This window comes from Algoriella sp., from assembly GCF_036647415.1.
Lineage (GTDB): Bacteria > Bacteroidota > Bacteroidia > Flavobacteriales > Weeksellaceae > Empedobacter.
Genome location: NZ_JAVXKG010000018.1, coordinates 43353 through 64301, shown reverse-complemented (window position 1 = coordinate 64301; position 20949 = coordinate 43353). Strand labels below are relative to the sequence as shown.

The 20949-nt window shown below is 29.4% G+C and carries 23 protein-coding genes and 1 tRNA gene; 12 read left to right on the top strand and 12 right to left on the bottom strand.

Annotated elements, in window-relative coordinates; translation table 11 throughout:
- Window positions 1-152: 152 nt before the first annotated feature.
- The 4 genes from RSC72_RS09170 to cobC all read left to right on the top strand — a co-directional run bounded on the left by RSC72_RS09170 (window position 153) and on the right by cobC (window position 3357).
- The gene (locus RSC72_RS09170) at window positions 153-797 is read left to right on the top strand and encodes a hypothetical protein (protein ID WP_332543855.1); all 645 of its coding nucleotides are present in this window, start codon (window positions 153-155) and stop codon (window positions 795-797) included.
- A gap of 229 nt (window positions 798-1026) precedes the next feature.
- Window positions 1027-2031: a nicotinate-nucleotide--dimethylbenzimidazole phosphoribosyltransferase gene (cobT, locus tag RSC72_RS09165; RefSeq protein WP_332543854.1), complete on the top strand. Its 1005-nt coding sequence runs from the start codon at window positions 1027-1029 to the stop codon at window positions 2029-2031.
- A 4-nt stretch (window positions 2032-2035) separates the two neighbouring features.
- Window positions 2036-2812, top strand: a complete 777-nt coding sequence (locus RSC72_RS09160; RefSeq protein ID WP_332543853.1) for an adenosylcobinamide-GDP ribazoletransferase — start codon at window positions 2036-2038, stop codon at window positions 2810-2812.
- Complete coding sequence (gene cobC, locus RSC72_RS09155) at window positions 2797-3357, top strand: alpha-ribazole phosphatase (RefSeq protein WP_332543852.1); 561 nt, start codon at window positions 2797-2799, stop codon at window positions 3355-3357. The genes RSC72_RS09160 and cobC overlap by 16 nt, the downstream gene beginning before the upstream one ends.
- A gap of 1 nt (window position 3358) precedes the next feature.
- Here the strand turns inward: cobC and RSC72_RS09150 are convergent, their stop codons facing one another.
- From RSC72_RS09150 to RSC72_RS09140, 3 genes are read right to left on the bottom strand one after another with little or no spacing between them, the layout of a single operon-like run.
- A complete protein-coding gene (locus RSC72_RS09150) occupies window positions 3359-4078 on the bottom strand; it encodes a DUF2071 domain-containing protein (protein ID WP_332543851.1) in 720 nt (239 codons plus the stop codon).
- A gap of 3 nt (window positions 4079-4081) precedes the next feature.
- Window positions 4082-4492, bottom strand: coding sequence for a hypothetical protein (locus RSC72_RS09145; RefSeq protein WP_332543850.1), 411 nt, complete (start codon window positions 4490-4492; stop codon window positions 4082-4084).
- A complete protein-coding gene (locus RSC72_RS09140) occupies window positions 4453-4938 on the bottom strand; it encodes a hypothetical protein (RefSeq protein ID WP_332543849.1) in 486 nt (161 codons plus the stop codon). The genes RSC72_RS09145 and RSC72_RS09140 overlap by 40 nt, the downstream gene beginning before the upstream one ends.
- Window positions 4939-5080: 142 nt before the next feature.
- Here RSC72_RS09140 and RSC72_RS09135 point away from each other — a divergent pair.
- A tRNA-Gly gene (locus tag RSC72_RS09135) sits at window positions 5081-5153 on the top strand.
- A 65-nt stretch (window positions 5154-5218) separates the two neighbouring features.
- Here RSC72_RS09135 and RSC72_RS09130 read toward each other — a convergent pair.
- Entirely contained in the window at window positions 5219-5533 is a 315-nt protein-coding gene (locus tag RSC72_RS09130) for a DUF3817 domain-containing protein (RefSeq protein ID WP_332543848.1), read from the bottom strand.
- 108 nt (window positions 5534-5641) lie between these two features.
- Here RSC72_RS09130 and RSC72_RS09125 point away from each other — a divergent pair, with 108 nt between their 5' ends.
- Window positions 5642-7270, top strand: coding sequence for a ShlB/FhaC/HecB family hemolysin secretion/activation protein (locus RSC72_RS09125; protein ID WP_332543847.1), 1629 nt, complete (start codon window positions 5642-5644; stop codon window positions 7268-7270).
- A gap of 59 nt (window positions 7271-7329) precedes the next feature.
- Here the strand turns inward: RSC72_RS09125 and RSC72_RS09120 are convergent, their stop codons facing one another.
- Window positions 7330-7854 carry a hypothetical protein gene (locus RSC72_RS09120; RefSeq protein ID WP_332543846.1) on the bottom strand — a complete coding sequence of 175 codons (525 nt, stop codon included), beginning with the start codon at window positions 7852-7854 and terminating at the stop codon, window positions 7330-7332.
- A gap of 332 nt (window positions 7855-8186) precedes the next feature.
- Here RSC72_RS09120 and RSC72_RS09115 point away from each other — a divergent pair, with 332 nt between their 5' ends.
- On the top strand, window positions 8187-9380 hold the full coding sequence (locus RSC72_RS09115; RefSeq protein ID WP_332543845.1) for an aminopeptidase C: 1194 nt from the start codon (window positions 8187-8189) through the stop codon (window positions 9378-9380).
- A gap of 57 nt (window positions 9381-9437) precedes the next feature.
- On the opposite strand, the gene RSC72_RS09110 is transcribed toward RSC72_RS09115, so the two are convergent.
- The 5 genes from RSC72_RS09110 to RSC72_RS09090 all read right to left on the bottom strand — a co-directional run bounded on the left by RSC72_RS09110 (window position 9438) and on the right by RSC72_RS09090 (window position 14675).
- On the bottom strand, window positions 9438-10823 hold the full coding sequence (locus RSC72_RS09110; RefSeq protein ID WP_332543844.1) for an ATP-binding protein: 1386 nt from the start codon (window positions 10821-10823) through the stop codon (window positions 9438-9440).
- A gap of 124 nt (window positions 10824-10947) precedes the next feature.
- Window positions 10948-12246 carry a cation:proton antiporter gene (locus RSC72_RS09105; protein ID WP_332543843.1) on the bottom strand — a complete coding sequence of 433 codons (1299 nt, stop codon included), beginning with the start codon at window positions 12244-12246 and terminating at the stop codon, window positions 10948-10950.
- A gap of 88 nt (window positions 12247-12334) precedes the next feature.
- Window positions 12335-13177 (bottom strand): OmpA/MotB family protein, encoded by an 843-nt coding sequence (locus tag RSC72_RS09100; RefSeq protein WP_332543842.1) that lies wholly within the window; start codon window positions 13175-13177, stop codon window positions 12335-12337.
- Window positions 13178-13323: 146 nt separating this feature from the next.
- Complete coding sequence (lysM, locus tag RSC72_RS09095) at window positions 13324-13779, bottom strand: peptidoglycan-binding protein LysM (protein WP_332543841.1); 456 nt, start codon at window positions 13777-13779, stop codon at window positions 13324-13326.
- 62 nt (window positions 13780-13841) lie between these two features.
- Window positions 13842-14675 carry a hypothetical protein gene (locus RSC72_RS09090; protein WP_332543840.1) on the bottom strand — a complete coding sequence of 278 codons (834 nt, stop codon included), beginning with the start codon at window positions 14673-14675 and terminating at the stop codon, window positions 13842-13844.
- 125 nt (window positions 14676-14800) lie between these two features.
- Between RSC72_RS09090 and RSC72_RS09085 the strand changes: the two genes are divergently transcribed.
- The 3 genes from RSC72_RS09085 (at window position 14801) to RSC72_RS09075 (ending at window position 17528) form a co-directional block, all read left to right on the top strand.
- On the top strand, window positions 14801-15841 hold the full coding sequence (locus RSC72_RS09085) for an asparaginase (RefSeq protein WP_332543839.1): 1041 nt from the start codon (window positions 14801-14803) through the stop codon (window positions 15839-15841).
- 128 nt (window positions 15842-15969) lie between these two features.
- Window positions 15970-16986 (top strand): WG repeat-containing protein, encoded by a 1017-nt coding sequence (locus tag RSC72_RS09080; RefSeq protein ID WP_332543838.1) that lies wholly within the window; start codon window positions 15970-15972, stop codon window positions 16984-16986.
- Between the two features lie 2 nt (window positions 16987-16988).
- Complete coding sequence (locus RSC72_RS09075) at window positions 16989-17528, top strand: hypothetical protein (RefSeq protein ID WP_332543837.1); 540 nt, start codon at window positions 16989-16991, stop codon at window positions 17526-17528.
- A 48-nt stretch (window positions 17529-17576) separates the two neighbouring features.
- On the opposite strand, the gene mdtD is transcribed toward RSC72_RS09075, so the two are convergent.
- Both mdtD and RSC72_RS09065 read right to left on the bottom strand, forming a co-directional pair.
- Window positions 17577-18983, bottom strand: a complete 1407-nt coding sequence (mdtD, locus tag RSC72_RS09070) for a multidrug transporter subunit MdtD (protein WP_332543836.1) — start codon at window positions 18981-18983, stop codon at window positions 17577-17579.
- Between the two features lies 1 nt (window position 18984).
- Window positions 18985-19425, bottom strand: a complete 441-nt coding sequence (locus tag RSC72_RS09065) for a carboxymuconolactone decarboxylase family protein (RefSeq protein WP_332543835.1) — start codon at window positions 19423-19425, stop codon at window positions 18985-18987.
- 87 nt (window positions 19426-19512) lie between these two features.
- Between RSC72_RS09065 and RSC72_RS09060 the strand changes: the two genes are divergently transcribed.
- Both RSC72_RS09060 and RSC72_RS09055 read left to right on the top strand, forming a co-directional pair.
- Window positions 19513-20169 carry a TatD family hydrolase gene (locus RSC72_RS09060; protein ID WP_332543834.1) on the top strand — a complete coding sequence of 219 codons (657 nt, stop codon included), beginning with the start codon at window positions 19513-19515 and terminating at the stop codon, window positions 20167-20169.
- A 12-nt stretch (window positions 20170-20181) separates the two neighbouring features.
- The gene (locus tag RSC72_RS09055) at window positions 20182-20907 is read left to right on the top strand and encodes a tRNA threonylcarbamoyladenosine dehydratase (protein WP_332543833.1); all 726 of its coding nucleotides are present in this window, start codon (window positions 20182-20184) and stop codon (window positions 20905-20907) included.
- Window positions 20908-20949: the final 42 nt, after the last annotated feature.

The following is a 20949-nucleotide window of genomic DNA, read 5'->3' as shown; positions in this document are numbered from 1 at the left end:
ACTTAAAATCCTGTGTCCATTAGGACGTGCGGGTTCAAGTCCCGCCTGAGGTACTAAAAGCTCAAGAATTTATTTTCTTGGGCTTTTTTTATTTTACAACCAACCCTTTTTTAGTTTTCTGCATCTTCTTTATAAATCTAAACTTTATTAAGATGAAAATTATATTACCAACACCATGTAAAGAGAAATTGAATGAGGTTAATTTCTGTGCAAAATGTCAACATAAAATCAATGATTTTTCTAATTTGAATCAAACTGATTTAGCCGATTCTATGCAAAAAGAAGAAGTTTATTGTGGTATTTTTCATCCAAGTCAGTTGGGTAGAAATTTGTTTCAAAAAACGATTTCTAATGTAATGGTTTTTTCGGCTTTTGGTCTGATGACTTCTACAATGCAAGCTCAAAAACCAAATACAGCTTGTCACGATAATCCAGAACCAAAAAATGATTCAGTTCAAGTTGAAAAAATTGAGTTTAAACTAATCGTTAACAAAGATTCTATATCAAAACCAGACGAATTTTCTACCTATCGATTATTAATTAACAATGAAATCATCGAACAAAATCTGAAAGTTGGAAAAGAATATACTATAAAATTCGATGTTCAGAAAGATTTTCCAATTGACATCAGGTTAGCATCTAATCAAAAAAATATAGAAATTAATAGAAATTATACGAGCAAAAATCTACCAAAAAAACTAAAATTGAATGTAGCAGACTTCGCAATGGAAGAAATAATTAAGGGAGATATTGCAATAGAACCAAGAATACAAGGAATAATTGCTATAAAAGAATAGTTTTTTGCTTTTATGATTATTTCCTTACCTTAGTTGCACAAAAGGGAATCGAGTGCAAATCTCGAGCTGTCGCGCAACTGTAAGTAGAAATTTCTATAAGCCAGACCACTTTTTTAGATGATGCTTTCGCGATTGAAGCTCAATCAAAACTACATTTATTTTTTATAAGTGTTGAATTGATTGCACTTGATTTCGAAAGCATTTTTTATTAAAAATTAGTTTAGTTAAAATGCAAAAAGAAGAAATTCAACAAATTATCGACCTTAAAACAAAACCACTTGGCGCTTTAGGATTATTAGAAAAAATCGCGCTCAAAATTGGTTTAGTTCAACAAAATTCACATTTAGAATTAAAAAATCCACACCTTATTGTTTTTGCTGGCGATCACGGTATTGCGCAATCTGGCGTTAGCGCGTATCCAGCGGAAGTTACGCCGCAAATGGTTTTTAATTTTTTGCAAAATGGCGCTGCGATAAATGTGTTTTGTAATCAAAATGAGATCGAACTTTCTATAGTTGATGCAGGTGTTAATTATGATTTTGAAGATTATTCAAAATTAAAAAATTGTAAAGTTGCCAAATCAACCAAAAATTTTCTTCATGAACCCGCGATGTCTTTAGATCAGCTAAATTTGAGTTTTGATTATGCGAAGAAAACGGTAGATGAAATTGCCAAAAACGGAACAAATATTATTGGTTTTGGAGAAATGGGAATAGGAAATACGTCTTCTGCAGCGATGATTATTCATTATTTAACTGATTTACCTTTGACGCAATGTGTGGGTCGTGGAACGGGTTTGAATGATGAGCAATTACAAAATAAAATCAATATTCTTTCTCAAGCAAAAGATAAACACGGAAAAATTACAGATGCAAAACAAGTTTTAGCAACGTTTGGAGGTTTTGAAGTTGCACAAATGACAGGCGCAATGTTGACGGCTTACGAACACAATATGTTGTTGATGATTGATGGATATATTGCTTCGGCAGCTATTTTGGTCGCCTCGAAACTAAAACCTGAAATCTTAAACAATGCAATTTTTTGTCATCAAAGTGATGAAGTTGGACATCAATATTTGTTAAATTATTTTGAAGAAGAACCAATTCTGAAAATTAATTTGCGTGTTGGCGAAGGAACGGGTTGTGCGTTGGCTTATCCAATCATCAAAAGTGCAGTTAATTTTTACAACGATATGGCGAGTTTTGAATCGGCTGGAGTAAGTAATAAAGATTAATCAAATGATAAAAAAAGAAATTACTTATTTCCTTACGGCACTCATGTTTTTTACGCGAATTTCTATTCCGTTCAAAATTGATTATAGCAGCGAAATAATGAATCAATCGCAAAAATATTATGCTGCAATCGGTTTATTGGTCGGACTTATAAATGCAATTATTTATTATCTGTGTCAACTTATTTTACCAATAGATATCAGTATTATTATTTCGATTATTGCAAGCGTTTTACTTACTGGTGCTTTTCACGAAGATGGTTTTACCGATGTTTGCGATAGTTTTGGAGGCGGATATGGCAAGGAAAAGATTTTAACGATTATGAAAGATAGTCGCATTGGTGCTTATGGTGTAATTGGCGCAATTCTTTTGTTGTTATTAAAATTTACTTCGCTAAAACATATTGCTGAAAATAATCTTGAATTAATGATTTTTAGTATTATTGCAGCACATTCTGTAAGTCGTTTTTTCTCTGGAATGATGATTTATACACACGAATATGTAACAGATATTGATAAAAGTAAATCGAAACCAATGGCAAATAAAGCATTGCCAATCAAAAATTTAGTCATAAGTTTTCTGTTTTGTTTGTTTCCATTTGTTGTTTTTGGCGAATGGAAATTCTTACTTATTTTACCTCTTTGCTATGTAGGAAAAGTATATTTAGGTTGGTATTTCAAGAAATATATTGGTGGTTATACAGGCGATTGCTTGGGAACTGTACAACAAGTAACTGAAGTTTTATTTTATTTAGGCGTACTTATTTTATGCAAGTTTATGTAATTCGACATACAAAAGTTAACATTTCTTCATCAGTTTGTTACGGGCAAACTGATGTCGAATTAGCTTCATCATTTCAAACAGAAAAAGACCAAATTCATGCATTAATTGATGAAGAATTTGATATTGTATTTTCCAGTCCATTATCACGTTGTAAAATCTTAGCTAAAAGTTTTTCGGAAGAAATTATTTTGGATGATCGATTAAAAGAATTCAATTTTGGAGATTGGGAAATGCAGTCGTGGAAAGATATTCCCGCAGATGAAATAAATCCGTGGTATACAGATTTTGTAACAACTAAAACGCCGAATGGAGAATCGATGGAAGAAATGTTTTTTCGATTAACTCAATTTATGGACGAGTTGAGAAATCAATCGCACAAAAAAGTTTTAATCGTTGCACATGGCGGTATTATTCGGTTATTGTGGTGCTATTTAGTACAAATTCCGATTAAAAATGCGTTCAAAATTCCTGTAGATTATGGTGAAGTTTTTCAATTTAATTTAGGAAATAATCAAGAAGAAGATTTTATTTTGAAGAAGAAATAATCTACAAAATACACTTCATTTTATCTAAAGATTTCCATTCATGTTCAATATTTGTCATCAAAATTGCATTATCAAACTGAATACTTCCTTTTGGAAATACAGATTCGTCTTCAAAAAAACTTGATTTTACATTTGTTACTTCCAAAGGTTGAATTTCCCAACGATAAGTTTCAAGTTTTAGACCTTCAAAATTATTTCCGTTTGGAGAATAGCCAATAGAACCATTCTCAAAGAAAGTTGAGACATTATTTAGATTTTTGAATATAGAATTTTCATTGAAATTATCAGTTAATTTAGCATCAATTTCAATAGTAGTTTTATCAGAACTCGTGAAATCTAAATGATAAATATTATTCGTTTCTTTTACATTAAAATTCGCAAAATAATGTTTACCAGGAAAAATTCTTCCTCCAACAATCGCATTCAATTTTAGAGAAGTATCTCGTCTGGGAATGTAAACTCCTTCTTTCAGAATTCCATTTTCTTCCCATTCTACAGCAATTCTATGTGCACCATTTTCAGAATTTACTCCTACAAAATCAGGTAAACCTTTCGGCTTTATATTTTTTAAACGAATCAAACAAATACCTACAATTGCTTTTCCTTCGTATAATTTAGGGCGAAAAGGTTTGGGCAATATTTTTTCTACAAATAATGGGTCTGCTATATAATTGACTAATATTCGTCTTTCTATTAGTCCGTGAATTGTGGGAATTTTCATAATTTATTCTTTGTAAGTTGTTTCTTCTATTTTCCAATAATTCAACGTCAAATTATCACTATACTTTAGATAAAGTTTAATTTCTCCATTTGGATCTATTTCACCAATTTTTTCTTGAATTAAATAAATATCAGTTTTATCTAAAGTTTCATCAGGCTTACCAATCAATTTATAAACTTCATTTTTTGACGTTCCGTTTGAATTATTTGAATCAAGTTTTAAAACATTATTAACCAAATCATCTAACATCTTATAACGATAATTTTCTCCATAAACTCCTTCTTCAAAAGGAATCCACTTTTCTGATTCAAACTTTTTATTCGAATTACAACTAAATAAAAAACTCGAAATAAGTATTAAGGCAAATGCTTTCATTAATTCATCCAAATATTTATTTTCCCTAGATAAAACCATTTATTATCAATTTTTTTCATGAATACTAAATTACCCTCACCGCAATAACCATAACAAACATAATCTTCTCTAAAAGCAGCATAATTAGCATCTTTAGAAATTATTACATTTGAAAATTGATAATAATTATTTTTTAGATATTTATATTTTGTAGAGAATTTAAACTTCTTTTTATCATTTAATGAATCTTTAACTTCAAAATTATTATTAAAAATTCTTTCAATATCTTCATCAACATAGTAGATAGAAGTTTCATATAAAAATTCTGGTTGATTGAAAATCCTTTCAACCCCATTATGAACTTTATCTACTATTTTTTTATTAGAAATATTTTTTAAATTCTTCTCCTTAATATATAATTCTAAAATATCAGTTTTATTAATTTCTTGACCAAAATTATATGTTGATAGAAGAAAAACAGCACAAAAAATAAACAGTTTTTTCATAAATTAATTCATTTCTCTAATGTCTCAAAAAAAATCAACAACACAAATTATTCAGAATTAATTTATTAGAAAAAAGTTGTGAAATTTATTGAAATAAAGTTTGCAAAAAACCATTTCATCAACTTATATTTGTACCAGTAATGCGGGAATAGCTCAATTGGTAGAGCGTCAGCCTTCCAAGCTGAATGTTGCGAGTTCGAGTCTCGTTTCCCGCTCAACAAAAGAAAAGCCGAAGAATTATCTTCGGCTTTTTTGCTTTTCAGAACAAATAGTTCAACGATTATTTTGTTTCGTTTTCAGCTAATTGTTGTTTGTATTTTTTACCTTCGATCAATCTTTTTTCTGCCCAAATTGTTCCACCAGGAATGATTGCTGCAACAAAAAAGATGGCAAAAATTTTCCAAGACCAATTGTATTTTTCTTTCAATATATAAACCAACACAATATATGCGATAAACAAACCACCGTGTATGCGTCCTACGTGCGTTACCCAAGTTGGATCTTCCCAAATATATTTCATCGGCATCGCAATAAAAAATAAAGCAATCGCAGAAAGAGCCTCTAAGTATCCAGTAATTTTAAATAATTTCAACATTCATCTTAAATTTGAAGGCAAAAATAGATTTTAATTTTAACACATTAACTAATACTTATCAGTAAAACAAATACTTAACATCAATTTTATACGTTATTACAAGCATACATGCGATTTTTATTCTATATCATTTTATTCTTTGCACAATCTATTTTACTTTTTGGGCAAGAAAAACCATTTCAATTTTATCGTTATACAGATGAAAACAAATCGTATACAAAAGATTTTGAAAACAAAAATCTACAATCAACTTTAGATTCTTTGCAAAAAGTTGGTTATTACACCTTGACGGTAGATTCTATTAAAAATGATAAAGTTTATCTAAACAAAGGAAAATTGTACCAAACAATTTTGGTTAAAAACAATGAATTATTTCAAAATAGAAATGATTTTTTTCCGACAAATAATTTAGATTCTATTCTGAATAAAATTTCAACAGAAAACTCTAATCAAGGTTATCCGTTTGCACAAATTAATATCGTTTCCAGAGGTTTTGAAAACAATGAACCGAAAATAGAATTGATTCTGAACAAAGGAAATCAACGCACTGTTGACGGTGTAAAATTGGTTGGTTACGAAAAACTGTCCAAAGGTTATTTACGCCATGGATTGAACATCAAAAAAGGAGAAATTTACAACGAACAAAAGTTGGCGACAATTTCTACGTTTATGAATCAAACCAATTATATTACCGAAGTACAATCGCCGCAAACGCTTTTCCGTAAAGACTCGACGATTTTATATTTGTATCCAAAAAAAGTGAATTCAAATTATTTTGATGGCGTTTTAGGTTTCGGAACAGATGATAATGGCGACTTTAGATTGAATGGGAATGTGCAACTTTCGTTGAATAATGTGTTTAATAATTTTGATGAAATTAGATTAAATTGGATCGGAACGGCAAACAAAAATACGTCGTTGAATATTGGTGTTAAAGTGCCTTATTTGTTTAAATCTGCGATTGGTTCGGAAACAAATTTTAAACTCTTCAAACAAGATTCTGTTTTCGTGACACTTGATTTTTCTGAACGGTTATTTTATCAACTCAACCTCAATTCGAATATCGGTGTAAGTGGAATTTTGCAGTCGTCTAACTTTTTGTTAGAAGATGATTCGTTTCTAAAATCGAGTTACGATGATTATTCAAAAACGGGTGTAGGATTGAGTTATAATTATTTTCTGAAACATCCTTTGCGTATGATGGAAGGAAAATCGATGCTGAATGTAATGGTAAATTCTATCAGAAAAAAGGAAAAGAATTTTTCTTGGACAGAAGAAATCGAGAATAAAACCGTCAATCAATATGAAATTGGTTTGCAATCGTTCCGATTATTTGAACTCGCCAAAAAACATTACATAAAAGGTGCCGTGGAGTTTCGTGGTTTATTAACAAAAGATGATATTTTCTCCGAAAATGAATTGTACAGAATTGGTGGTTTTGGGAGTATAAGAGGTTTCAACGAAGAAAGTATAACAGCTAATATGTACGGATTTGTAAGTATGGATTATCGTTTTGTGCCCAGCGAAGCCTTTTATATTGGTCTTTTTTCTGATTATGGTTTTATCGATAATAAACGCGCCAATATCAATACATCACTGCTAAGTATTGGTACAGGAATTTCTTTTTTGACGAAGATGGGAATTTTCAATTTGAGTTACGCTGTGGGTAAAACGGGCGAAACTTCATTTGATTTTAAAGAATCAAAAATCCATTTTGGAATATTGAGTCAGTTTTAAAAAAAAACATTACAAAAATTATTTATTTAGCATAAAATATTCATTTTATAAATATAATGTTAGCGGAAGTTTTTTATTTTTATAGTTTCAGTATCATCGTTATATTCCATTACATAATGTCTATCCCAATATATAAATTCATCACACTTAAATTCTAAACTGTTATTATTCCAGCTTTGAAACTCAATAAAATCCATTTCGATAGGACTTTCAATAAGTTTTTTATTTCTAATTGAATCTGATATTTTTTCAATATTCATATAATCTGCAATTAAAAAATCATCAGAAGGCGTAACTATCAAGCTTTGATATTGATGTTTATCTTCAAAGAGTTTTAATCCAGCTGTTTGTGAGTCTATTTGAAACAAATAATCACTTGTTAAGATTAAAATCATGTAGTGTTTTTTAGAAATTTGTACGGATTTTGGAAATCCTCTAAATTGTCCACACCACTCTGAATAATCGTCTTCAGTAAATTTTATAAAAGTCCAATCTTGAGAATTCCATGAACTTTCTATATCGTAAATTTTTTCTTTAAAAACACCCGAATAAGATCGACTAATTATTTCAGCTTTAATTATCATACATTCAGTTTAAAAAAATGTCACATAAAATTATTTCTTACTAAACAAAGTATAGATTAGCCTAGTTAAAAAACCTATATCTGCATTTCATTAAATTACCCACTAATATAATTATTTATCTGTAAATAATATACTTCGTAAAAACTAACCCTATTTGTAATGTCTGTAAAGATAATTTTATTACAAACAAGTTCGTTTCACCTTAACAAAACACATTGTGTAAATGATTACTAACAGATTTAATTAAAAAAACTTTAAATTTTTATAGGTTTATTGTTAACATTTTCGTGAAATTAGCTACTTATATAGAATACTCACACAAAGAAAATATTATGCGTAAAATTTTTTATCCAATTTTAGCTTCTGCTTTATTCTTGGCTTCGGCACAATTTGTTACTGCACAAGACAACTTAGTAAACTCATTAAGTAAAAATGTAAGCGAAAATAGTAAAGATGCTTTCAAATTTACAGAAGTTATCAATTTAGCAAAAACACCAGTAGAAAATCAAGGTTCGTCGGGAACTTGTTGGTCATATTCAGGAAATTCTTTCTTCGAATCTGAAATGTTGAGAATGGGAAAACAACCAATCCAATTATCTGCTATTTTTAATGCAAGAAATACATACGTAGAAAAAGGAAAACAATATGTACGCATGCATGGCGCTACAACATTAGGAGATGGAGGTTCTTTTTTTGATGTTTTAAATACGATCAAAAAATATGGAGCAGTTCCTGCTGAAACATATTCTGGATTGAATTATGGTACAAAAACCAATCAATTTGGTGAAATGGCTGCAATACAAGAAGGAGTTTTGAAAGCGGTTGTTTCTAATCCAAACGGAAAGTTAACACCAAACTGGGAAAAAGCATATACAGCTGTTATTGATAGTTATTTAGGGCAATATCCAGCAGATTTTACTTACAATGGTAAAAAATATACACCTCGTACATTTGCAGACCAAGTTGTAGGAATTAATCCAAACGATTATTTAGCGATTACATCTTTCAAAGAACAACCATATTACACGTCTTATGTTTTAGCAATTCCAGATAACTGGGCGTACGAAGCATTCTATAATATTCCGATGACAGAAATGACGGATAATATTGATTATGCTTTGAAAAATGGGTATACGGTAGCTTGGGCAACTGATGTTTCTGAAAAAGGATTTAGCTGGAAAAATGGTGTTGCTTATGTACCAGAAGTTGATTTTGCAGATATGACTACTCAACAAAAAGCTGATATGTTCAAAGGTCCAAAGCCAGAAAAAGTAATTACAGAAGATTTACGTCAAGCTGCTTTTGATGATTATCAAACAACTGATGATCATGGTATGCACATTGTTGGAACGGCAAAAGATCAAAACGGAAAAGAATATTATATCGTGAAAAATTCTTGGGGATTAACAAACGATTACGAAGGATATCTTTATGTAACAAAAGCTTTTGTACAATACAAAACAACTAATATTTTGGTACACAAAAATGGTGTTCAAAAACAAACATTGAAAAAATTAGGAAAATAATTTCTAATCAAATATTACAATAAAAGCGATCAATTAATTGATCGCTTTGTTTATTTATTAAGATTCTACAGTTGTAATTTTAGTTTCTTCTTCTTTATCTTCACCTTTTTCTTCGGTTTGTTTAAACCCTATTTTTGAAATCGGTTCTTCTTTCGATTTATAATAAAATTCTAAATCCATTTCCATCTCCAAAATTCGATGTGGAAAATCTTGTCCTACATTTTGCTTTGCTTCGCTTACAAAAACCGCACAACGCTTAAAATAATCGACAGTTAGCTTCGCTTTTGCTTCTGTAAAAGCTGCAAATAATATTTTTTGAGTCAACTCTATATTCTGTTTTTCATCTTTTCGATATAACGCATACAAACGTTTTTTAAGTGATTGTGTAAAATCAATTAGCATTGTATTCGAAAATAGTTTCATTTGAGCCGCAATCGGTGTCCAAAATTCTTTGTTCAGTGCATTTTGTTTTTTTAGAATTGCCAATAAAGGCGAATTTGGTGCGAGATTATTGGTAAGATGATGTAGAATTAACTGTTTACGTTCATCAAAACTTGGTGGAAAAATAGGAATATGCAAATCAAATCTTCCTGGCGTCACAATATCATCTGTCAAACCGCCTAAAACCTCAGCAGAACCAACGATTAGCAATTCTTGTTGATCATCTTTGTGAATATGGCGAAGAACCGAATAAATCAACTCTAATGTTTCTGGATAAAAATTATTATCATGAGTTGAGCTTAATAATTCGTCAAAAGAATCAATAAAAAGTAACGTTTTGGGTTGACTCATTTTTTTTGAAAGAAAATTAGAAAACGAATTCTTCGAGTTCTTGAAATTTCCTAGTAAATAATCGTTGTAAACATGGACAAATTCGTATCCAATCATATCTGCAATTTTCTTTGCCCAATATATTTTTCCACTTCCTGGAGGTCCATACAAAATAACACCAACGGGTTTAGAAATTCCCCAACTTTCTAGTTGATTTTTACTGATAAAAGGATCTAACATATCAGTCAAATAAAAATACAAATCGGTATAACCAACTAAACTTTTTGTCGAGAAATCTTCGCATTGCGGAAAAGCTTTTTCTATAAACGGATAATTTCCACTGATATAAGTATGAATTAAATAACTAGAGATATTGGTTTTGATTTGCTTTGCAACCTCAGCAGGAATTCCATTTGAAGTGAAAAAATGTAGAACATCTTCTTCTTTCGCTTCTATTGTTTTGGCAATATCTTCTATTGTTTTTTCTTTCGAATAATCTTCTGCATATTTCTGAAGAAAGTCTTTATTTTCTTCAGAAAATTCTTTGAATTGATTGGTTACATTAAAATTTTCATCAATACAAAAACTTAAATCAATATTAAAATCGTTGATAAAATTTTGTAAACTTCCGAGTGATATTTCGAGTTGAGTAGATAGGTCTTTTAATTGCATTTTTATGGTTATTAAACAACCTTCAATTTATAAAAATATTAAAGATTTCACAACTTTGATGATTTAAAGTTTTACTAAAAAAAGCGACTATAAAGTCGCTTTAAAAAATTATAATTTTATTATTTTATAGTTTACTCGAGTTGATATAATCTACTTCCTCCTCCTCTTTTGCTTCTTCTACTTCGTCTTTCAATACACGTTTTGCAACGCTACCAACTGTTAAACCTTGTACAACAATCGAAAATAAAACGACAATATAAGTTATCTCTAATAATAATTCTTTCCATTCAGAATTTGGCATAGAAAGCACCAATGCAATAGAAACACCTCCTCTAATTCCTCCCCAAACTAAGACGATTAACGATCCTTTTGAGAATGTATTTTTACGAAGAAGCGTACGTGCTGGTATCACAATTGACAATGCACGAGACAATAGAACAATAAATATTGTGACAACGCCTAATAATATTTGATCGATTAAATCCTCTATTAATAATAATTCGAAACCAATAAATAAGAACAAAATAGCATTCATTACCTCATCTATTAATTCCCAAAATTTTGTAAGGTAATCTTGTGTAGAACTACTCATTGCTACTTTTTTGCCGTAATTACCAATTATTAAACCTGCAATTACCATGGCTAATGGACTAGAAACATGTAGTTCTTTGGCGACTAAAAATCCACCCATTACAATAGAAAGTGTGATAAGAGCAGAAACTTTATAATCGTCAATTTTTTTCATAGCAGACGATGCTGTAAATCCTAATAATAGCCCTAATATAATTCCTCCACCTGCTTCTTCTAAAAATAATAATGAAACGTTTTCGAAAGTTGCGTCAAAATTTACATTGGTTGCAATTTGTAAAACCACAGCAAACATAACAACGGCTACACCATCGTTAAATAGTGATTCTCCTGTAATCTTAGTTTCGATAATTTTAGGAACTTTTGCTTGTTTTAAAATTCCTAATACAACAATAGGATCTGTTGGTGAAATTAAAGTTCCGAAAAGTAAACAATAAATATATGGAATTTGAATACCGAAATACGGTGCTAAATAATATAAAATTCCCGAAATAATGAAAGCTGAAATTACAACAGATATGGTTGCATAAGTTGCGATTGTCCAGCGTAGATTTTTCAAATCCGAAAAATTAACGTGCATTGCTCCCGCAAAAAGCAGAAAATTAAGCATTGCTCCCATCAAGATTTCATTAAAATCAAGACTATTGAAAAGTTGAAAAAACTCTTTGGTTGCATCCGGAAAATAACTGTCACCTAACAAACGGATTGCAACGGAGACTAACATGGCGATAAGCATAATTCCAATTGTTCCTGGCAATTTTAGAAAACGGATATTTGCGTAAGAAAATAGCGCTGCGAGAACAATTAGAACTGAAAAAGAATAATAAAGTTCCATTGGTATAGATTAAAAATTTTGAAAAAGATACAAAAAAAGAGCCACTTTTCAGTGGCTCTTTATACTCTAATTTTATTTTTTTATCAAATTAATTTTTTGGAGCTTGCCCAATTAAATCCATAAATTGATCTAATTTAGGTAAGATAATAATTTGTGTACGTCTGTTTTTAGATTTTCCATCAGGCGTAGCATTTGTAGTTAATGGGTTGAATTCTCCACGTCCTCCAGCAGTCATACGCTTAGGATCTACACCATATTGGTTTTGTAATGCTTGTACAACAGAAGATGCTCTTAAAGCCGATAAATCCCAGTTATTACGGATATTTGGTTTAGAAATTGGCACATTATCTGTGTTACCTTCAATTAAAACATCGTAATCTCTATAATCGTTAATAATTTTAGCAATTTTACTTAATGTTTCTCCAGCAGCAGGAGAAATTTCGTAGCTACCAGATTTGTATAACATATTGTCTGCTAAAGAGATATAAACTACACCTTTTAAGACTTTAACATCAACATCTTTTGTTTCTTCGCTTGATAAAGAACGCGTTAAGTTGTTTGTTAAAACCATATTCAAACTATCAGATTTGCTTTTTGCATTTACTAAATGTTTGATGTATTTGTTTGATTCGTTGATTTCTTTAACTAATTCAGAAACATTTTTAGTACCACCATTAATACAATTCTTTAATTGCTCTTGTAATTGCTTAATTTGATTTCTTTCGCTCTGAACTGTGTTTTCATATTGACCTTGGTTGCTTTCGAAATTAGCTAATTTAGCTTTTGCAACAGCCAATTCTGTTTGACATCCTTGATTTTCTGAATAAGCTGAATTGAATTTATTTTGTAATTCATCATACTTCTTCTGACTCACACAACTAAATAAAGTTGAAGCAGCGATAACCGCTACCGGCAAAATTGTAAATTTCATAATTATTTTGTATTTCAGTTATACGAATATATGTTATTATTTTTTTATTGAACTCATTTATCCTCAAAAACCATGCTTAAAAATAAAAAACTCCTAATTAGATAACTAAGTAGGAGTTTTAACGTATTTAAATTTCTTATATTGTATTAACCCTGAGGGATATATAATACTTGTCCCGGATAAATTTTATCTTCGTGTTTCAACATTGGCTTATTTGCCTCGAAAATTTTTGGGTATTGCATTGGATCTCCATAAACTTCTTTCGCAATTTTAGATAAAGAATCCCCACTTTTTACAGTATACATTGTTTTAGAAATGTCTGGAATTTCAATAGTTAATGGAGTTTTCAAAGTTAATTGATCCTCTACAGACTCTACTCCTTCTACGTTACCTGCCGTAGCTAAGATTTTTTGTTTTTCGTCAATATTTAATGCTTGACCAGCAACTACAATTTTTTCTCCGTCTGCAGAAAAAGTTACACCAGATAAATCGAATCCTTGTTTAGCAACATGATCTTTTACTTTTGCTGCTTTTTCTTCTGGAGTGTCTGCTCCACCGAATAATTTTTCTCCGGCATTTTTAATAAATGAAAATAATCCCATAGTGAGTTGATTTAATAATTTTTTAAGTTGTTATATAAGTAAATATAATATTAATGAATCAATTATCGTGCAATTGATGAATATTTATTTTTTAAATTTTCTGAAATCAATCTTTGTTGCTGAATTTGAGCTGTTAATTGATTAATTTTTGCATCCAAACCTTTATCGTTATCTTCTGCTGTTTGTATTTTTGTATTTAACGAAACAACCTGATCTTCGATAGATCGCAACGAATTTTCTGTTTTCATTTTCTTCTTCATCAAACCATCAATCGCTTTATCATCCGATGCTCTTTCGAGCTGATTTACGACCAAATCTAATTTATCACCCAACAATTGTTTTTTATTTTCTAGTTTAAGCAATGCATTATTATTTTTTAAATATGATTTGATTGATGTTCCCTTTTTTAATTGAGCATCTGCATTTTCTTTCGTTAGCTTAATCATATTTTCGTTTGCTAACTTCAAATCATTTCTTACACAAGCTTGTTTTGTTTGATAACCAAAATCTTGCAAACGATTATATATTTCATTAAACTCTGCTGAAGAACTTGTAAACTGCATTCCATTTTGATCGGTTAAACTATTAATAATTGTCGTTTTTCCGCCTTCTTCTTCAACCAAACTTATGATAGATTTGTAAACATCGTCCGAGTTTTTAAACTTCACATTATTGGCTTCATGTTTCTTTAAAAATCCAGACGAACCTTCTTTGTTTGACACCCAATTTTCCCATGATTTATAAATAATAGTCGACGAACAATTAGCAGTTGTAAAAGCAAATGATTTTAATTGTTGACCATTCATTTCATATTCTACCTCAAATAATCCATCATCATTTTGTGCATTTACAAAACCGGCAGTTAAAAGTGTTAGGACTAAAAATATATTTTTCATTGCATTTTTATTTTAAAATTATAGCTTTCTATTCTCTTATCAATTTAGCAAAAATACTAGATTTAAAAAGTAGTTGTGTAGCTTTTTTTTAATTTCTAATTTTAGCAATAATTTAATCAAGACGTATGCAAACAAAAATTTTATTGATTTATACAGGAGGAACAATTGGTATGGCCAAAGATTATGGTGATCAATCTCTAAAACCTTTCAATTTTGACAATCTCTTAAAACAAATACCAGAATTAGCTTTATTAGATTGTTTGTTTGATTATCATAGTTTTGAAACACCAATTGATTCTTCTGATATGAAACCTGAATATTGGGTAAATATCGCCGAAACAATAGAAGTAAATTATGAAAACTATGATGGTTTTGTGGTTTTACACGGAACAGATACAATGGCTTATACTGCATCTGCACTAAGTTTTATGCTAGATAATTTGGAGAAACCTGTAATTTTTACGGGTTCGCAACTACCTATTGGAGATTTACGAACTGATGCAAAAGAAAATTTGATTACTTCTATTCAGTTAGCTTCGCTTCGTAAAGATGACAAACCAATAATACAAGAAGTTTGTATCTATTTTGAATATAAATTATTTCGTGCCAATCGTGCTACAAAAATAAATGCCGAAAACTTTGATGCTTTTGAGTCGCCAAACTATCCAGTAATGGCAGTTTCTGGTGTTCATCTCGAAGTGAAAGAAGATTTGTTATGGAAAAAAGAAATTAACGGAAAACTTACAATCAACAAAAATTTTAATACTGATATTGGTTTACTTAAAATTTTCCCAGGCATGAATCGTGTTGTGATTGAAAGTGTTTTGAATGCACCAAACATGAAAGCTATTATTATTGAAGCATTTGGTACAGGAAATATTTTTACAGACCAATGGTTTATTGATTTGTTAGAAGAAAAAGTAAATAATGGTATTCATTTAATTATTAATACACAGTGTGCAGGTGGAATGGTAGAAATTGGACGTTACGCAACAAGTGATGCTTTACTTAAAATGGGGGCTATTTCTAGCTTTGATTTGACTATGGAAGGTGCTATTACAAAAGCAATTTATTTGTTGGGACAAAATTTATCGAAAGAAGATTTCCGTCTACAATATGAATCAAATCTGAAAGGCGAACTTCGTCATCATTTTTATACTAATTAAATAAAATATTCATAAAACGAAAAAATCTCTACATGTAGAGATTTTTTTATGATTTATAAACTAATTATGGAAAACCGTATTTTTCTTAATTTTCTTATAATTACTTTGTGCATATAAATATTTATCCAATGAAAATAAAATTATTGTTCTTATCATTCTTTATAATTATTAAATCTTATTCACAAGAAAATAAATATGAAAAATATTCCATTTTCACTCAAAATGGAATTAAATATGGGATTAAAAACCTTGTTACAAATAATGAAAACATCCCTGCTATCTACAATGATATTAAAGAATATCGAGATGGATTTTTTATTTCAAAAAAAGAAAATTTATATGGATTAATTGATACGTTAAACAACGTAAAAATACCTTTTAAATATAAAAAAATTCTTTATTTAGAAAATGATCGTTTTTTAGTTTCGGATACTAGTTTCTATCTCACAAATAGAAATGGAGTCAAAATTGGAAATATAAAATTCGATAACGTACTTTCATACAATTCAGATATTATTCAAATTTTAAAAGATGGCAAAATAGGATACTTAAGTATTAATGGAAAATTAGTATTAGAACCTAAATTTGAAAAAGGAGATATGGCTATAAAAGATTTTATAGTTGTACATTCAAAAAACTGGAACTCTTTTGGATACGATCTTGTTACAAAAGATTTAAATAACAATGTTATAAAAAGACAAAATATTGGTACAATGGGAAGTTATCCTATTTTATTTAATACAAAAGGAAAATTATTATACAAAGGAGAAAATAATGAAACTATTTACTTCCGTAATCAATCTGAATATGCTATTGCAGAAAAATATATAGGTAATAATAAAACAAGATATATTTTTATAGATAGTATTGGTAAAACTAAAGCATTTTTTGACGATTTATATAGTATTCAATTTCATGACAACTACATAAAAATTGAAAAAATATCAAATTATAATAGAACATGGGGTATAATTAATTATAAAGGAGATGTAATCTTTCAACCAATATTTAAAGAAATTACTCAATTTATGTACAATAATGATGAATACGCTAAACTGTTATTAGATGATGAAAACTTTTTCTATATTGACAAAGAATTGAATTGTGTAAATTTCGATAATAAAAAATGTCCTATTTATAATTAAAAATGAATTTCCCTAACAAACAACAAGAAAAATACTTAAATGAACTAGACAAAGTTTCAAATCTTAAATTTTGTATTATTGGTCAAGATATTTATCCAGAAAATGCAAGTGGAATAGCCTTTTGTAAAAATGATTTCACTCAACTTTTACAATATAATTGTTCTGGAAAGTATGTTTTAAATGCTTTAGGTTACGATAGTAATTTTATTTATAAATTGATAGAAGAAAAGAAAAAAACTGAAGATTTTTTTATAGAACTTTTACAAAATGGAATCTGTTTTCTTAATATATCATATGAACTTCTAAATAACATTCCCAAAGATAATTTAGATACTACTCTTAGGGAATATAAGAAATACAACGAATTTTTCTTAAATAAATCGAATAAAATTATACTTCTTGGAAAAACAAAAACTCATAAATTATTCAAAAAATATTACAAAGAATATAATGAATATGAAGTATTAATTCATCCATCTGTAAGAAATCAAAATAAAGATGAATGGAAAAAAATATATAATAATAAATATTTCAGTCTTTAATAAATTTCAAACGAAAAAATCTCTAAATGTAGAGTTTTTTTTTATTCTCTATTTCCTACCTGCCATTGCTTGTCCATCGGTATCTTTCAATTGGAAAAAGATATAGGTTGATAAAATTGTTAGAAATCCTAAAGCTAAAAACGAATAACGAAATGCTTGTACTTCTACTCCATTTGTTAAAACTGTTGCTTCTCTAAAAATTCCTAAAATAAGAGCTGCCATAGAAATTCCAAATGTTAACGATAATTGTTGCGTTACTGATAACAAGCTATTTCCTTCACTTGACGTTTTTTCATCCAAATCTGCCAACGAAAGCGTATTCATCGCAGTAAATTGTATCGAACTAAAAAATCCATGTACAACCAATAAAGGTAGAATGTAATAAATTGGTGCTTCTGATTTTAGAAAATAAAATAGACATATTAATATTCCTAAAATAAGTGTGTTACCAATTAATGTATCTCGATAACCAAATTTATTCACAATAGGAACTGCAAATGATTTTGCAAAAATATTACTAGCTGCTGACGGAATCATTATTAATCCTGCTATTGTAGCCGAATATCCGTAACCAACTTGCAATAAAAGTGGAATAAGAAAAGGCATTCCTCCAATTCCTAAACGTGTAATTAGGTTACCAATTATTCCAATTTTAAGCGTTCTGATTTTAAATAAATTTAAATCTATTAAAGGATGACTTTTTCGTTTTGCATGATAGATATAAAGGAATATCAAAAAGACAGAAACAATTAATAATAAAAGAATTGTTGTAGAATTTATAACACGAGAGGAAGTTAACTCCATCACCAAAGTTAATACGGTAATTCCTCCACTAAAAAGAATCAATCCTTTGATGTCAAATTTAAAAACAGGATGTTTATAATCTGGTATCGCAAAAGTTGTCATCCAAAGAGCAATTATTCCAAACGGTATATTTACCAAAAAAATCCAATGCCAAGATAGCGTTTCTACTAAAACACCACCTAAACTTGGTCCAAGTAAAGGTCCTATTAATCCTGGAATGGTGATAAAGTTAATTACTTTTAAAAGTTCTTTTTTGGGATATGCATATAAAATTGCTAAACGAACCACTGGCACCATCATAGATCCTCCAACAGCTTGTACAATTCTAGAAATTACCAAAGCTGGTAAAGTTGTTGCAAATGCACAAAATACTGAGCCTAATGTAAAAATTAATATCGCAGATTGAAACACTTTTTTCGTACCATATTTATCCGAAAGCCAACCACTAAGCGGAATAAGTAAAGCAACCGTCAAAGTATAAGCTACAATTATAGATTGCATTTCTAATGGAGATTTACCCAATTCTAATGCTATTGTGGGTAAAGATGTGTTTAAAATTGTACCATCTAAAGCTTGCATAAAAATTGCCATAGCACCTAGCCATGGCAAATATTTTAGCATTCTTTCATCTATATTATTTGTAGAATTCATCTTATATTTCGTGAATCATACGAGTAGAAACAGCTATTCTATTCCAAGTATTAATTATTGCAATTTGCATAATAATTTGTGCAATTTCGTTGTCATCAAAAATTGTTTTTGCCAAATCATAAGTTTTAGTTGTCAATCCTTTATCAGCAACTAATGTGACTTCTTCAGTCATTTTTAGTACAACTTGCTCTTTTTCGTCAAACAAAGGAGATTCCCACCAAGCACTAACTGCAAAAATTCGACGTGGATTTTCACCATGTTTTATTGCTTCTTGTGTATGCATATCAATACAATACGCACAACCATTGATTTGTGAAGCTCTAATTTTAATTAACTCTAATATTGTTTTGCTTAATTTTGAAGTTGATAAATATTTTTCTAAACCAAACATCGCTTCATACGCTTTTGGTTCTAGTTTTTTAATATTGATTCTTTCTGACATTTTGATTTTTTTAATGATTTAATTCAACGCAAAATTCATTCCCTTTTACAACTTCCTAAGTTCAAGAAAATAGATTAAATTTGATGTATGTTTCTCAACACACATACGCATCATTTAGCTCATCAATCAGATATTTTGGATTTATATAATCAATTTCCGAAAGAGATGAATTTTGATGCAAAACTATTTTCTATTGGTATTCATCCAGCTTACATCAATATCTTATCAATAGAAGAAGAAATAGAAATTATCAATCAAAATATTCATAATAAAAGTTGCTTAGCAATTGGTGAAATCGGATTAGATAAATTATGTGAAACAGATTTTAATTTACAAATTGATGTTTTTGAGAAACAAATAAAGATTGCAGAAGAAAATAAAATACCTGTAATTATACATTCTGTGCGAGCTTATCAAGAAATATTACATATTCGAAAAAAATTAAATCTTACGATTCCGTTTATTTTTCATGGATTTAATAAAAATGAACAAATACTTAATCAAATTATTGCGCAAAATTGTTTTGCATCTTTTGGTAAAAATCTTCTTTATAACAAAAACTTACAAATTATATTTGCAAAACTTTCGGCAAATCAGTTTTTTCTGGAAAATGACGCAAGCGAAATTCCGATAAAAGAAATTTATCAATTTGCAGCCGAAATAAGAAATATAACAATAGAAGAATTACAACTTCAACAAGCCCGAAATTGGAAAACAATTTTTGGATATGAAGTTCACAAATAAAAAAATAAAAAAATGGCAGTTTGGCAAGAAAGAGCTGAATTAATTTTCAAGGAAGAAGGTTTAGAAAAACTTAAAAATGCACACATTTTAGTGGTTGGTTTAGGTGGTGTTGGCTCTTTTGCAGCAGAATTTATTGCACGTGCGGGAGTAGGAAAAATGACTATTGTAGATGGTGACACTGTAGATATAACAAATGTTAATCGTCAATTACCTGCTTTACATTCTACCGTTGGTCAACACAAAGTAGATGTTGTGGGAGATCGTTTGATGGACATTAATCCTGAGTTACAATTAACACGCATCAATGAATTTCTAAGTCCAGAACGTACAACAGAAATCGTGACAAAAGAATTTGATTATGTGATGGATTGTATCGATTCATTAACACCAAAACTCAATTTGATTATCGCTGCAAAACGCAAAAAAGTAAAAGTTGTGAGCAGCATGGGAGCTGGTGGAAAAATGCAAGTTTCTAAAGTTTTGGTTCGTGATATTTCGAAAACATCGGTTTGTCCGCTGGCCAAAAATATCAGAAAACGTTTGAAAAAAGAAAAAATATCCAAAGGTTTCAAAGCTGTTTTTTCGACAGAAGAAACAGATGAAACTGCTGTAAAATTGACGGATGGAAAAAATTATAAGAAATCTTTTTACGGAACAAATTCTTGGATGCCCGCTCTTTTTGGACTTTATGCAGCAGAAACGGTTATTCATTATTTATTAAAAAAAGAAAATAATTAAGCGCTTTCTTAAAGTTTTAATTAATTTAGTTGAAAATTAACG